Annotated in this window: 12 protein-coding genes; 7 read left to right on the forward strand and 5 right to left on the reverse strand. The window is 72.8% G+C overall.

Features of this window, described 5'->3' with window-relative positions; translation table 11 throughout:
• The first annotated feature begins 32 nt into the window (after window positions 1-32).
• Both OG417_RS14415 and OG417_RS14420 read left to right on the forward strand, forming a co-directional pair.
• A complete protein-coding gene (locus OG417_RS14415) occupies window positions 33-2,213 on the forward strand; it encodes a prolyl oligopeptidase family serine peptidase (protein WP_329255536.1) in 2,181 nt (726 codons plus the stop codon).
• A complete protein-coding gene (locus tag OG417_RS14420) occupies window positions 2,203-3,066 on the forward strand; it encodes a class I SAM-dependent methyltransferase (RefSeq protein ID WP_329255539.1) in 864 nt (287 codons plus the stop codon). Before OG417_RS14415 ends, OG417_RS14420 begins: the two co-directional genes overlap by 11 nt.
• Here the strand turns inward: OG417_RS14420 and OG417_RS14425 are convergent.
• Window positions 2,963-4,390: an MFS transporter gene (locus OG417_RS14425; RefSeq protein ID WP_329255542.1), complete on the reverse strand. Its 1,428-nt coding sequence runs from the start codon at window positions 4,388-4,390 to the stop codon at window positions 2,963-2,965. The two genes, OG417_RS14420 and OG417_RS14425, sit on opposite strands and share 104 nt — an antisense overlap.
• A 103-nt stretch (window positions 4,391-4,493) precedes the next feature.
• Here OG417_RS14425 and OG417_RS14430 point away from each other — a divergent pair, with 103 nt between their 5' ends.
• Window positions 4,494-5,321 (forward strand): helix-turn-helix domain-containing protein, encoded by an 828-nt coding sequence (locus OG417_RS14430; RefSeq protein ID WP_329255545.1) that lies wholly within the window; start codon window positions 4,494-4,496, stop codon window positions 5,319-5,321.
• Here the strand turns inward: OG417_RS14430 and OG417_RS14435 are convergent.
• Complete coding sequence (locus tag OG417_RS14435; RefSeq protein WP_329255549.1) at window positions 5,318-5,506, reverse strand: hypothetical protein; 189 nt, start codon at window positions 5,504-5,506, stop codon at window positions 5,318-5,320. The genes OG417_RS14430 and OG417_RS14435 overlap by 4 nt on opposite strands.
• A gap of 36 nt (window positions 5,507-5,542) precedes the next feature.
• On the opposite strand from OG417_RS14435, the gene OG417_RS14440 reads away from it, so the two are divergent.
• Entirely contained in the window at window positions 5,543-6,040 is a 498-nt protein-coding gene (locus OG417_RS14440) for a DUF4232 domain-containing protein (protein WP_329255553.1), read from the forward strand.
• Between the two features lie 21 nt (window positions 6,041-6,061).
• On the opposite strand, the gene ilvD is transcribed toward OG417_RS14440, so the two are convergent.
• Entirely contained in the window at window positions 6,062-7,912 is a 1,851-nt protein-coding gene (gene ilvD / locus OG417_RS14445; protein WP_329255556.1) for a dihydroxy-acid dehydratase, read from the reverse strand.
• 97 nt (window positions 7,913-8,009) lie between these two features.
• Between ilvD and OG417_RS14450 the strand changes: the two genes are divergently transcribed.
• Window positions 8,010-8,603 carry a VOC family protein gene (locus OG417_RS14450; RefSeq protein ID WP_329255558.1) on the forward strand — a complete coding sequence of 198 codons (594 nt, stop codon included), beginning with the start codon at window positions 8,010-8,012 and terminating at the stop codon, window positions 8,601-8,603.
• A 62-nt stretch (window positions 8,604-8,665) separates the two neighbouring features.
• On the opposite strand, the gene OG417_RS14455 is transcribed toward OG417_RS14450, so the two are convergent.
• A complete protein-coding gene (locus OG417_RS14455; RefSeq protein WP_329255561.1) occupies window positions 8,666-9,487 on the reverse strand; it encodes a nuclease-related domain-containing protein in 822 nt (273 codons plus the stop codon).
• A gap of 205 nt (window positions 9,488-9,692) precedes the next feature.
• On the opposite strand from OG417_RS14455, the gene OG417_RS14460 reads away from it, so the two are divergent.
• Both OG417_RS14460 and malQ read left to right on the forward strand, forming a co-directional pair.
• The gene (locus OG417_RS14460) at window positions 9,693-11,102 is read left to right on the forward strand and encodes an amidase (RefSeq protein ID WP_329262287.1); all 1,410 of its coding nucleotides are present in this window, start codon (window positions 9,693-9,695) and stop codon (window positions 11,100-11,102) included.
• 40 nt (window positions 11,103-11,142) lie between these two features.
• Window positions 11,143-13,167, forward strand: a complete 2,025-nt coding sequence (gene malQ / locus OG417_RS14465; protein WP_329255565.1) for a 4-alpha-glucanotransferase — start codon at window positions 11,143-11,145, stop codon at window positions 13,165-13,167.
• Between the two features lie 89 nt (window positions 13,168-13,256).
• Here the strand turns inward: malQ and OG417_RS14470 are convergent, their stop codons facing one another.
• Window positions 13,257-13,676 (reverse strand): hypothetical protein, encoded by a 420-nt coding sequence (locus OG417_RS14470; RefSeq protein WP_329255567.1) that lies wholly within the window; start codon window positions 13,674-13,676, stop codon window positions 13,257-13,259.
• Between the last annotated feature and the right edge of the window lie 9 nt (window positions 13,677-13,685).

The raw sequence follows: 13,685 nt of genomic DNA on the forward strand, positions 1-13,685 counted from the left end.
TGTCCCGCCCGCCGACCTCATAGAGTGCGTCCATGAGCGAGCGGAGCGAGCGAATCGACGAACACAGCGCCTCTGGTCCCTCTTCCGACGAAGGAGGGCTCCCGAGCCGACAGCCGTACCCGTCCGCTCGCCGTGAGGACCTCGTCGAGGAGATCCACGGTCACCGCGTACCCGACCCGTACCGCTGGCTGGAGGACCCGCACGGCGAGGAGACCAAGACCTGGCTGACGGAACAGGACGAGCTGTTCCACCGCGAGGTGGACGCGCTGCCCGGCCGCGACCGCCTGCGCGCGCGCATCCGCGAGCTGCTGGGCGCGGGCACCGTGAGCACGCCCATCTGGCGCGGTGAGCGGCAGTTCTTCATGCGCCGTACGGCCGAGCAGGAGCACGCCGTTCTCTACACGGTCGACCCTCCGGCGCACGAGGGGGAAGAAGGCACCGAGCGGGCGCTCATCGACCCGATGGCGCTCGACCCGACCCACACCACGACGCTCGACCACTGGCAGCCCGACAAAGAGGGCCGGCTCCTCGCGTACCAGCTCTCCCACGGGGGCGATGAGGAGTCGAAGCTTTACATCATGGACATCGCCATCGGCGAGCGGGTCGAGGGGCCCATCGACCGGTGCCGCTACACCCCGGTCGCATGGCTGCCCGGCGGCGAGGCCTTCTACTACGTACGGCGCCTGCCCACCGACCAGGTGCCCGCCGGCGAGGACCAGTACCACCGCCGCGTCTACCTGCACCGGATCGGCACCGACCCGGAGACCGACGACGTGATGATCTTCGGCGCGGGGCTGGAGAAGACCAACTACTACGGCGTCTCGGTCAGCCGCGACGGCAACTGGCTCACGCTGTCGGCCTCGCAGGGCACCGCGCCGCGCAACGACCTGTGGATCGCCGACCTGCGCACCTCGCCGCTGGAGGCCCCCGAGCTCACGGCCGTGCAGGAGGGCGTCGACGCGGAGACCGGCCTCTACGTGGGCCGCGACGGCCGCGCGTACATCTTCACCGACCGCGACGCCCCCCGCAGCCGCCTGTGCGTGACGGACCCGGCCTCGCCGTCGCACGAGACGTGGCGCGACCTGATCCCGGAGGACCCCGAGGCGGTCCTGTCCGACTTCGCGATCCTCGACGACCTCGACCGGCCGGTGCTGCTCGCCGGCTGGACCCGCCACGCGCTCAGCGAGATCACGATCCACGATCTGGAGACCGGGACGCGCATCGGCGAGGTGCCGGTCCCCGGCCTCGGCACGCTCGGCGGCATCAGCGAACGCCCCGAGGGCGGCCACGAGGCGTGGTTCGTCTACACCGACAACACCACGCCCGTCTCGGTGCACCGTTTCGACGCGCGGACCGGCGAGCTGTCCCTCTGGGCGTCGGCGCCGGGCGCGGTGGAGGTGCCCGACGACGTCGAGACGCGGCAGGTCACCTACACCTCCTACGACGGCACCGAGGTACGGATGCTCGTCGTCGCGCGCTCCGGCGGCGAAGGGCCGCGCCCGACGATCCTGTACGGCTACGGCGGCTTCAACATCCCGCTGACCCCGGCGTACTCCGCCACGACGCTCGCCTGGGTGGAGGCCGGCGGCGTGTACGCCGTGGCCAACCTGCGCGGCGGCTCGGAGGAGGGCGAGGAGTGGCACCGGGCCGGCATGCTGGACAAGAAGCAGAACGTCTTCGACGACTTCCACTCCGCCGCCGAGAAGCTGATCGCCGACGGCTGGACCACCCCGGACCGGCTGGCCGTCTCCGGCGGTTCCAACGGCGGCCTGCTGGTCGGCGCGGCGATCACCCAGCGGCCGGACCTGTACGCCGCCGCGGTGTGCTCCGCGCCGCTGCTGGACATGGTGCGGTACGAGAAGTTCGGCCTCGGCCAGACGTGGAACGTGGAGTACGGCTCGGCCGACGACCCCGAGCAGTTCGAGTGGCTCTACGCCTACTCGCCCTACCACCGCGTACGCGAGGGCGTCGCCTACCCGGCCACCCTGTTCACGGTGTTCGAGAGCGACACACGGGTCGACCCACTGCACGCGCGGAAGATGTGCGCGGCGCTGCAGCACGCGACCTCGGACGCCGCGCGGCCGATCCTGCTGCGCAACGAGGCCGACGTCGGCCACGGCTCCCGCGCGATCAGCCGCTCGGTCGACCTGAGCGTCGACACGCTGTCCTTCACGGCCGCCCACACGGGGCTGGTGATCGGCAGTGCCCCCTGACGTCGATCGGGTGCTGAAGCTGCTCGCGTCGCCCCCGGCGCGTCCGGACGTCTCGCGTGGCTATCTGGACCTGCTGGGGGAGGAGGAGACCCACGACACGTTCGCGCAGCGGCTGATGCGCTCCTCCGGGCTGCCGCGGATCTACGAGCAGGCGTGGCGGCCGGTCGTCTTCGGACTCGCCAAGGGCGGCCTGCTCGGGCCGAGCACGGAGCAGGAGTACGCCCTGGCCCGCGCGTGGCTGGACCTGGCCGCGACACCGGGCGCGACCGTCCTGGACGTGGCCTGCGGCCCGGGCAACGTGACCCGTGCGCTGGCGAAGGGTGTCTCGGGGGGCGTCACGGACGGCGGCCTCATGATCGGCGCCGACGCGTCGGCCACGATGCTGAGCCGCGCCGTGGCCGACACGCCTCCCTCCGCACCGGGAACGGCGGAGGTGGCGTACGTCCGGTGCGACGCGGTGGACCTGCCCTTCGCCGGGGCGACCTTCGACGCGGTGTGCTGCTACGGCGCCCTGTACCTGTTCGCGGACCCCTGGGCGGCGCTCGCGAGCATGGCCCGGGTGCTCCGCCCGGGCGGGCGCCTGGTGGTGCTGACGACACACCGCCCGGGACTCCCGCTCCTCGGCGCCGGTTTGGGCGCCCTCAGCGGTGCGACGGGCATCCGCATGTTCGGCCCCCGGGAGCTCACCGATGGCCTGACGGCGGCCGGCTTCTCGGTCGTCCGCCGCAGGACCTACGGCCTCATGCAGTTCATCGGGGCGGTCCGGGGCGGGCCGGTTCCGGGGCCGTCGCGGGGCGCCTCGCCCGATCGCGGGGAGCCGAGCGAACCCACCGGGCCGCCGCGGTCGCGCTGAGGAGCAGCGCGGCCGCGGCGATCGCCAGCGACAGCCGCAGCCCGTGACCGAGGTCCCCGGCGACCAGCCCGCCGAACAGGGCCACCCCGACCGCGCCGCCGACCTGCCGGGCCGTGTTCAGCTCGGCCGACGCCACCCCGGCGTGCCCCGGCTCGACCGTCTCCAGCACCGCGCTGGTCATGGCCGGGACGACGGCGCCGGCCCCGATGCCGACCGGCACCGTGGCGAGCCAGATCACCGGGTTCGAGGCACCGGTCCCGGCCACCAGCAGGGTCAGCAGTCCTCCCGCGAACAGGAGCTGGCCGCCGATCATGGGCGCCCGCGGGCCGAGCCGCGCGGTCAGCCGGCCGCCGAGCATGTTGGACCCCATCGCGGCGATGCTCATGGGCAGGAAGATCAGGCCGGTGGCCAGCGCGGAGTCGCCCCGCTCGTTCTGCAGGAAGAGGCTCAGCAGGAAGACGATGCCGTAGTACGCGAAGTTCTGGGCGAAACCGGCCACGCTCGCGGCGGAGAAGACCGGGCGAGCGAACAGCCGCATCGGCAGCAACGGCTCCGATGCCCGCCGCTCCCACCACACGAAGAACACGCCGCAGGCCACGGCCGTCGCCAGGGCCGCCGCCACCGGCGGCGACGCCCAGCCGAGCCGGCCGGCCTCGATGAACCCGAAGGTCAGCCCGCACAGCGCCAGGACCACGGCGGTCTGGCCGGGCAGGTCCAGCGGGCGTCCCCGGGCCGCCGGCGTGGCGTCCGCCCGCGACGTCATCAGCAGGCCGACCCCGCCGATCAGCAGGTTCACCAGGAACAGCGACCGCCATCCCAGCGAGGCGAGGAGCAGGCCGCCCAGCACGGGCCCGGCCGCCACCGCCGCGCCGCCGGCCGCGGCCCACACTCCGATGGCCCTGCTCCGCGCGGACGCGTCCGGGTAGGCGTGCCGGATCATCGCCAGCGACGCCGGCAACTGCACGGCCGCGCCGAGGCCCTGGACGAACCGCGCGGCGATGAGGACGCCCGGCGTCCCGGCCAGGCCACAGGCCAGCGAGGCGAGCACGAACAGGCTCAGCCCGGTGGCGAACGCGCGCCGTGCCCCCAGCCGGTCGCTCAGCGACCCGCCGATGAGCTGGAACGCGGCGAACATCAGCGTGTAGCCGTCCACCACCCACTGCAGCCCGGTAAGGCCCGCTCCGAGCCGCCGGCCGAGCGTGGGCAGCGCGACGTTCACGATCGTGGCGTCCAGGCTGACCATGAGGAAGCCGAAGGAGGCGGCGAACAGGGTCGTACGCGCCCGTGACGGGGCCGCGACGACGGGATGGATCACGGTGCTCACCGCACCAGGTTCGGCGGTGCGCCGAGCGGAGGCAACGGATGAGGGTGCACCTGACAGGGCTACCCTGGCGGTCGGCGACGACGGAGGAAGGACGGTCGGGGACGTGGCCGGGCGGAGTCCGCGGGCGCACGAGATGGGTGCGTTCCTGCGATCACGGCGGACGCGGCTGACCCCCGGTGAGGTGGGCCTGCCGGACGGCGGAGTCCGGCGCACGCCGGGGCTCCGCCGGGAGGAGGTCGCGCGGCTGGCGGGGGTCAGCGAGGGCTACTACATCCGCCTCGAACAGGGCCGCGCGCCGCACCCGTCGGCGAGCGTGCTCGGCGCGCTGGCGAGGACGCTGCGGCTGTCCGCCGACGAGCGCGGGCACCTGTTCGCGCTGGCCGGCGAGGCGGGCCCGGAGCCCGAGCGGGCGCCCCTGGCGACGGGCGCCCACCGGATGCTCGAACTGCTGTCCCCGCCGACCGCGGCCTATGTGATCAACGGGCGAAGTGACGTGCTGGCCTGGAACGACACCGCCGCCGCGCTGTTCGGGCACCTGGTGGAGGGCGCGCGCCCGCCCAACAACGTGCGCTATGTGTTCACCGACCCGGGCGCCAGGGATCTCTTCGTCGACTGGCCCGCGATCGCGGCGGACTCGGTCGCTCACCTGCGCGCGGCCGCCGGGCACCGCCCCGACGACGCCGAACTCGCCGAACTGATCGCCCGGCTCCACGAGGTCAGCGCCGACTTCCGGCGGCTGTGGGCGGCACGCGGGCTGCGCCACAAGACCGGCGGGCGCAAGGAATTGAATCACCCCGTGGCGGGCCGGATGTCACTGGAGTACACGGTGCTCGCCGCCCCGATGGACGCGGGGCAGCGGCTGGTCGCCTACACGGCCGCACCGGGCTCGGCCTCCCACACGGCGCTGACCCGTCTGGGCGAGCCGTCCTAGGCCTGGCAGCCCCCGAGCTGGGAGATGTCGCGCGCGGCTCCCGTGGCGGCCGAGGTGGCCATCACGGCGTACGCCTGGGGCGCCACGCTCACGGCGGCGCCGGTCGCCGATTTCTCCGATGAGTAAACCTTTGTGAGGTCGCCGCTGTCTGAGTAGATGGGGCGGTCCTCGTCCCTCTCGTTCACAGCGGGATCGTTCTCATCGGAGAGTGAGAGTCACAGGTGAAGACCAGCATGACGATCGCCGTCACCGGAGTCGCCGCCCTCGCCGCAGTCGCCGCCATGGCGACGTCCGCGCAGGCCGCGACCCCGGGTGCGCAGCCCCACGCCTGCTCGTTCACCGCGGATCGGCTCACCGTCGCGTTCGCCCACCCGTACGAGACGGGCGACGGGCTGGACCAGCCGCTGTCCGTCACGGCCGACGGCGATCAGACCTGCGTGCTGACGGGCCGCGCCAAGATCCGGCTGCTCGACGAGAACGGTAAGACGCTTCCCTACCGGTTCCGCAAGGGCGCCGACGGGGTCACCACCGAGGTCGGTCCCGGCGAGCAGGCCGTGTTCGACCTGACCTTCGCGACGGGGAGCGGCGACCACGCGCGCCCGTCGAAGATCCGGATAACGCTGCCGGACGGCGGCGGAAGCCGCGTCATCGACTGGAGCTCCAGCACTCCCGCCGCCAAGACGATCACGGTCGACGGCTTCCGCCCCTGGCTCGACTGACCGGAGCCCGGCCGGTTACCGCTAGGACGCGCCGCCGAGCTGGGTGATGTCGCGGGCGGCGCCCGTGGAGGCGGAGGTGGCCATCGCGGCGTACGCCTGGAGGGCCACGCTCACCGGGCGGCGCCGGTCGCGGGGACGGTAGGAGCCCAGGTCCTTCAGCAGGCGCTCGCGGCGGGCGCGAAGCTCGTCGGCCGGCACGTCGAGGCGCAGCTCGCGGCCCGGGATGTCGATCACGATGCGGTCGCCGTCCTCGACCAGGGCGATGTCGCCGCCGCCCGCCGCCTCCGGTGAGGCGTGCCCGATCGACAGGCCGCTCGTGCCGCCCGAGAAGCGGCCGTCCGTGATCAGCGCGCAGGCCTTGCCGAGGCCACGGCCCTTGAGGAACGACGTGGGGTAGAGCATCTCCTGCATGCCCGGGCCGCCCTTGGGGCCCTCGTAGCGGATCACGACCACGTCACCGGGCTTGACCCGGTCGCCGAGAATGCCCTCGACGGCGTCCTCCTGGCTCTCGAACACCACCGCGGGGCCCTCGAAGCGCCACAGCGCCTCCTCGACGCCGGCGGTCTTGACGACCGCGCCGTCCACGGCGAGGTTGCCGTAGAGCACGGCCAGCCCGCCGTCCTTGGTGTAGGCGTGCTCGACGTCGCGGATGCAGCCCTCGGCGCGGTCGAGGTCGAGCGACTCCCACCGGTTGTTCTGGGAGTACGGCCGGGTGGTGCGCACCCCGCCGGGCGCGGCGTGGAACAGCTCCGTCGCCTCGGCCGACACGCTGTCGGAGCGCACGTCCCAGGAGTCCAGGAACGCCCCGAGCGAGTCGCCGTGGATCGTGTGGACCGTACGGTTGAGCAGGCCCCCGCGGTCGAGCTCGCCCAGGATGGCCGGGATGCCGCCGGCGCGGTGGACGTCCTCGATGTGGTACTTCGCGGTGGCCGGCGCGACCTTGCAGACGCACGGCACGCGGCGGGACAGCTCGTCGATCTCCTTCAGGCCGAAGTTCACGCCCGCCTCGCGGGCCGCGGCCAGCAGGTGCAGGATCGTGTTGGTCGAGCCGCCCATCGCGACGTCGAGCGCCATGGCGTTCTCGAACGCGTCGCGGGTGGCGATGTTCAGCGGCAGCACCGAGTCGTCGTCATCGGCGTAGTAGCGCTGGGCGATCTCCACGACCCGCCGGCCGGCGTCCTCGAACAGCTTCTTGCGGTCGGCGTGGGTGGCCAGCACCGTGCCGTTGCCGGGCAGCGCCAGGCCGATCGCCTCGGTCAGGCAGTTCATGGAGTTGGCGGTGAACATGCCCGAGCAGGACCCGCAGGTCGGGCAGGCGTTCTCCTCCATCTGCGCGAGCGTGTCGTCGGAGACCGACGCGTCGGCGGAGGCGATCATCGGGTCGATCAGGTCGAGCTTGGTGGTGCCTTCGACCGGCTTGCCGGCCTCCATCGGGCCGCCGGAGACGAACACGGTGGGGATGTTGAGCCGCATGGCCGCGATCAGCATGCCCGGCGTGATCTTGTCGCAGTTGGAGACGCAGATCAGGGCGTCGGCGCAGTGCGCGTTGACCATGTACTCGACCGAGTCGGCGATGAGCTCGCGGGACGGCAGGGAGTAGAGCATGCCGCCGTGACCCATGGCGATGCCGTCGTCGACCGCGATGCTGTTGAACTCACGCGGCACCCCGCCCGCCTCCTTGACGGCGGCGGCGACCACCTGGCCGACCTCGCGCAGGTGGACGTGGCCCGGCACGAACTCGGTGAAGCTGTTGGCCACGGCGACGATGGGCTTGCCGAAGTCCTCGCGGGCCACACCGGTGGCCCGGAGCAGCGCCCGTGCGCCCGCCATGTTCCTGCCGTGTGTAACCGTTCGTGACCTCAGCGGCGGCATGACCTCTCCATCCCTTGTGCTCAGACTCCGATCGTACGGGGTAGGAGCACAGGGCTGAGACAGTACGTCTTACATGGCGGGCACAACGAGGACGGTCATGACACTCGATCATCTCGTCTACGCGACTCCTGACCTGGAGGAGAGCGTCCGGCAGCTCGGCAAGCTGACCGGCGTACGGCCGGTGGAAGGCGGGCCGCATCCGGGCCTCGGCACGCGTAACCACCTCCTCGGCCTGGGCGAACTCCGCTATCTGGAGATCATCGGACCGGATCCGGAGCAGCCGGAGCCCGAGGGGCCCCGGCCGTTCGGCATCGACGAGCTGACCGAGCCGCGGCTGGCCGGCTGGGCGGTACGGGCCGCCGACATCGAGGCGCGTGTCGCGCGCTCCCGCACGCTCGGCTACGACCCGGGCCCGATCGAGCCGCTGTCCCGCCGCACCCCGGACGGCGAGGTGCTGCGCTGGCGGCTGACCTATCCGTACGAGGCCGTCGTGCCGTTCCTGATCGACTGGGGGAGGACGCCGCATCCGGCGCGCCACCTGCCGGTCGTGCCGCTGACGGCGTTCGGCGCCAGCCACCCCGAGCCCGCGCGGGTACGCGAGCGGCTGGCCGCCCTCGGCGTCGAGCTGGACGTGCGCGAGGGCGAGCCCGCGCTGGTCGCGATGCTCGGCGGCACCACCACCCTGACCTGAGGAGCTCGGTACTTCCGCAGCGTGAGACTGATCGGCATCCGGCGCTCCGCCTCGGACGCCGCTCAGTCCTCCGTCGGATACTTCGGCGGAAGCACCCGCTCGGCGGCCTCGTAGATGTCGTTGATGTCCGCCGAGGACAGGATCTTCGGGCGCCGGCGCAGGTAGTTGCGGGCGCGGGTGCCGGCGTACACGTCGACGTCGCGGACCATCAGGACCTTCCAGGAGATGGCCGGGCCGTAGATGGCGAGCGAGGGCTGTACCGGCACCTCCTTGCCGAGCTGCTCGCTGATCAGCTTGCTGGCCTGCTCGGACTCCCAGCGCGCCTCGTCGAGGCGCTCCTTCTTGTTGAACGGGCCGAGGAACAGCTTGCGGTGCGACATCGCGCGCACCGGCAGCCGCTTGTCCCACTTTTCGGAGTCGACCGCGTACACGCCGGTGGGTCCGATCACCAGGTGGTCGATCTGCCCGTCGCTGACGCCCTCGTCGTCGCGCGGGACGGCGCGGGCGTGCAGGGTGCGGTAGCCGGCCTTCTCCATGCCGCGCAGCTGCCGCTCGGTCTTGCGCTCGGCGACGGACGGCTTGCGCCACGCCTCGACGCTCGACTCCTTGCGGTTCTTCAGCACGACGTCGGCGACCACCACCGCGATGGCGACGAGGAGGCCGACGGGAAGGTTCACCAGCAGCGCGAACAGCAGCCCGAGGGCCAGCGCCCCGACGGACCGGCGGATCCACCTCTGGACCTGGGGATCGCCGATCATGTCGCCGTACGTTTCCTGCTTGGGGCGCTCGCGTTCGAACGGATCTTGTCCTTCGGAACGCTGGGATGCGTCATCCTGCTCGCGTGTGGAGGTCTGGGTGGATGTATCCCGCTCCACAGGGGCCATTTCCGACACTCCCTGCTCGATCGACGGCACCGAACATGATCTTCCTTGAGGAAGGGTAACGAGGCTTTGCGCCGAGTGCCTAGTCGTGCCATGTCGACAGTTTTGTCCCCCTGAGTCGTTGATTAGCGCGGTTGTGGCGAGGGTAGATTTCGCATCATCCCCCACGGTGGCCGTGCAACTTTCGGTGGGCGTACCGTCTTCACTTGTGACCCAGATTCATGACCTCAGCGCGCGCGAGCAAGCCGCTGCGATCCGTGACCGCGAACTCTCACCCGTCGACGTCACCGAACACTACCTGAACCGCATCGACCGGCTGGGCGATCAGGTGGGCGCGTTCGTGACGGTGACCGCAGATATTGCGCGTGAGCAGGCAAAAGCCGCGGAGAAGGCGGTCGCGCAGGGCGACACGCCGCCATTGCTGGGCGTGCCCGTGCCCATCAAGGACCTCAACATGGTGAAGGACGTGCCGATGACGCTCGGTTCGGCCGCCTTCGACGATTTCACGGGATTCGCCGACGACAACGTCGTCACATCGCTCCGTGACGCGGGCACGATTCTGCTGGGTAAGACCAATACGCCGGAATTCGGACTGCCCTGTTACACCGAGAACGACGTCGCGTCTCCGGCGCGTACTCCCTGGGATCTGTCCCGGTCCGCCGGCGGGTCGAGCGGGGGAGCCGCCGCCGCGGTCGCCGCGGGCCTCGCGCCGATCGCCCAGGGCAGCGACGGCGGCGGGTCGATCCGGATCCCGTCCAGCGTGTGCGGGCTGTTCGGCATCAAGCCGACGCGCGGGCGGGTCAGCCACGGCCCGATCGTGCCCGACCTGGCCGGGCTCGCCACGAACGGCCCGATCGCCCGTTCCGTACGCGACGCCGCGCTGATGCTCGACCTCATCGCCGGGAACCGGCCGGGTGACATGTATCACGCCGCGCCGCAGGAGGGCACCTTCCTCGAGGCCGCCGACCGCGCGCCCGGCCGGCTGCGCATCGGCCGCAGTATGGCCTCGGCCGTGCCCGGCGCGGAGATCCACCCCGACTGCGTGGCCGCCTACGATGCCACCACCGAGCTGCTCACCGAGCTGGGCCACGAGGTCGAAGATCTCGACATGCCGTGGGGCGCCGACCTGGTGCCGCACTTCGAGACGCTCTGGGCGGCGATGGCCACGCTTACCCCGGTGCCGCCGGACCGCGAGGAACGCCTCCGGCCGCTCACCCGCCACCTGCGCGAGCGCGGCAACGCCATCACCGCGCCGGAGCTGTTCATGGCCCAGGGCGCGCTACAGCTCGCCGTGCGCCTGGCGATGCCGGTCGCCGAGCAGTACGACGTGATCCTGCACCCGACGCTCGCGCAGCCGCCGGTGCCGATCGGCTACTTCGACGACGTCGATCCGGCCGAGAACTTCGAACGGCAGAAGCGCTTCACGCCCTTCACCTCGATCTACAACATCACCGGCCAGCCGGCCGTCAACGTCCCGCTGCACTGGAGCGACGACGGCCTGCCGATCGGCGTGATGCTCGTCGGCCGGATGAGCGACGAGGCCACCCTCATCTCGCTGTCCGCCCAACTCGAGGCCGCCCGCCCCTGGGCCGACCGGCATCCGCCGATGTGGGACTGACCGCCGGTTCGAGGCGGTTCCTCGGGGCATCGTGGAGACCGTGAACGACCTCACCGCACTGGCCGCCGCGTACGGCGTCGAGACGTCCTACACCGACTGGCGGAGGCGACCGGCCGACGTCCCGCCCGACACGATCAGGGCGGTGCTGACCGCGCTGGGCGCGGACGTCTCCTCCCCGGCCGCCATCCGCTCCGAGCTGGCGCGGCTCGACCACGAGCGGCGCACACGGCTGCTGCCGCCGGCGCTGGTCGCCTACCCGGGGGAGATGCTGGCCGCGCTGCCGGGTGCGGACGTGCGCGTCGAACCGCCGGACGGCGGCGAGGTCGCCCTCGCCCCGTCGGGCGCCGGGTCCTACCGCCTCCCGGCCGACACGCCACTTGGCGAGTGCACCGTCCATGCCTCTCTCGGCGACCGTACGGCGAGCGCTCCGCTGCTGGTCGCCCCGCCGCGGGCGCCCGATCCGGGGACGCGTGCCTGGGGGTTCATGGCGCAGCTGTACTCGGCGCGGTCGCGCGGCTCCTGGGGCCTCGGCGACCTGGCCGACCTGCGGAGCCTGGCGCGCTGGAGCGCGGAGGACCTCGGTGCCGGGTTCGTGCTGGTCAACCCGCTGCACGCCGGCGAGCCCGCCGCGCCGATCCGGCCCTCGCCGTACCTGCCGATGAGCCGCCGCTACACCAGCCCTCTCTACCTGCGCCCCGAGGACGTGCCCGAGTACGCCGCGGCAGGCCCGGACCTGCGGCGGCGCGTCGACGGGCTCGCGGCTCCCGCGCGGGCCCGCGACCACACGGCCGGCGCCCTCGACCGCGACGCGGTCTGGGCGGCCAAGGGCGCCGCGCTGGAGCTGCTGTACACGCTGCCGCGCTCGCCCGGCCGCGAGGCCGCCTACGCCGCCTACCGCGAACGGGAGGGCGAGGCGCTGACGGCCTTCGCGACCTGGTGCGCGCTGGCCGAGCTCCACGGCGCCGACTGGCGCACGTGGCCCGCCGCGCTGCGCGATCCGGCCTCGGCCGCGGTCGCCGCCGAGCGCGACCGGCTCGCGGACCGCGTGGGCTTCCACGCGTGGCTGCAGTGGCTCCTGGACGAGCAGCTCGCCTCGGTCCAGTCGGCCGCCCGCGCCGCGGGGATGCCGATCGGCGTCATCCACGACCTCGCCGTCGGCGTCGACCCCGGCGGCGCGGACACGTGGGCGTACCAGCAGTTGTTCGCCCAGGGCATCACCGTCGGAGCGCCGCCGGACGCCTTCAACCAGCGCGGCCAGGGCTGGGGGCAACCGCCGTGGCATCCGCAGCGGCTCGCCGCCTCCGGCTACGCGCCGTACCGCGCCATGCTCCGCCACGTCCTGCGGCACGCGGGCGGCCTTCGGCTCGACCACGCGATGCAGGTGTTCCGGCTGTGGTGGGTGCCCGACGGCGCGCCGGCCTCCGAGGGCACGTACGTCGCCTACCCGCACGAGGAGATGCTCGGGGCGCTGCTGTACGAGGCGCACCGGGCGGACGCGGTCGTCGTCGGTGAGGACCTCGGCACGGTCGAGGACTACATGCGTGAGGTGTTCGCCGAGCGCGGGGTGTTCGGGACGTCGATGGCCTGGTTCGAGCGCGACCCCGGAGGCGGGCCGCTGCCGCCCGGCAAGTGGCGCGAGCTGTGCCTGGCCACCGTCGGCACCCACGACATGCCGCCCATCGAGGGCTACCTGAACGGCGACCACATCGCGCTGCGCGAGCGCCTCGGCCTGCTGACGCGCCCGGCCTCGGCGGAGTACGAGGAGCTGGAGGAGGGCCTGCGGGAGTGGCGCGCACTGCTGACCTCCCTCGGCCTGGACCCGGCGGACATGACGACCGCCCTGCACGCCTTCCTCGCCCGCACACCGTCCCGGCTCGTCGGCGTCTCCCTGGCCGACGCGGTCGGCGAGCGCCGCACCCAGAACCAGCCGGGCACGACGGATGAGTACCCGAACTGGCGGGTCCCCCTGTCCGACGCCGACGGCCACCCGGTCCTCCTGGACGACCTTCCCTCCGACCGCCGTGTCCGCGCCACCACGGAACCGGTACGGCGCCGGGAGCCGTGAGGCCCGGGGACACCTCCCCGGGCCTCAAGCGCCGGCGTCCTGCCGGTCACCGGCTCGCGGGGCGTGGCGCAAGTGCCCCCGACGGCCGGTTACCCGTTCGCGGGGGCGTTGCCGTTCGGCGCGCCGCCGGGCGGGCCGCCCTGGCCGCCGCCCGGCGCACCGCTCGGCCGGAGGGACGCGCAGGCCTGGGTGGCCTTCTTCTGCTTCGCCGACATGGTCGGCGTGCCGCTCGGGCGGCCCGACGGCCGTCCCGAGGGCCGGGCCGTCGGCGTGCCGCCGGGGGTCCCGCCCGGCGCGCCGTTGCCGGGACCGCGGCCGGGCATCGAGACGCCCTGTTTCTGCATGCACTCGCGGTACGCGGCCATCGCGTCCTTCGAGCCGCCGCTCCGCGCGGCGCTCGAACTCTGCCCGGAGGCGCCGTCCGAGCCGCCGCAGGCCGCGCTGAACAGCAGCGCGGCCGCGACCGCCGCCCCGCCGAACAGCCGGACCGCCGCCTGACCATCGATCATTTTCTTCTC

The sequence above is a fragment of the Actinoallomurus sp. NBC_01490 genome (genome assembly GCF_036227085.1).
In the GTDB taxonomy this organism is placed as follows: domain Bacteria; phylum Actinomycetota; class Actinomycetes; order Streptosporangiales; family Streptosporangiaceae; genus Actinoallomurus; species Actinoallomurus oryzae.

Coding starts and splice junctions, on each gene's coding strand:
- OG417_RS14415 (WP_329255536.1), top strand. CDS start 33: ATGAGCGAGCGGAGCGAGCGAATCGACGAACACAGCGCCTCTGGTCCC.
- ilvD (WP_329255556.1), bottom strand. CDS start 7,912: ATGCCGCCGCTGAGGTCACGAACGGTTACACACGGCAGGAACATGGCG.
- OG417_RS14450 (WP_329255558.1), top strand. CDS start 8,010: ATGACACTCGATCATCTCGTCTACGCGACTCCTGACCTGGAGGAGAGC.
- OG417_RS14455 (WP_329255561.1), bottom strand. CDS start 9,487: ATGGCCCCTGTGGAGCGGGATACATCCACCCAGACCTCCACACGCGAG.
- OG417_RS14470 (WP_329255567.1), bottom strand. CDS start 13,676: ATGATCGATGGTCAGGCGGCGGTCCGGCTGTTCGGCGGGGCGGCGGTC.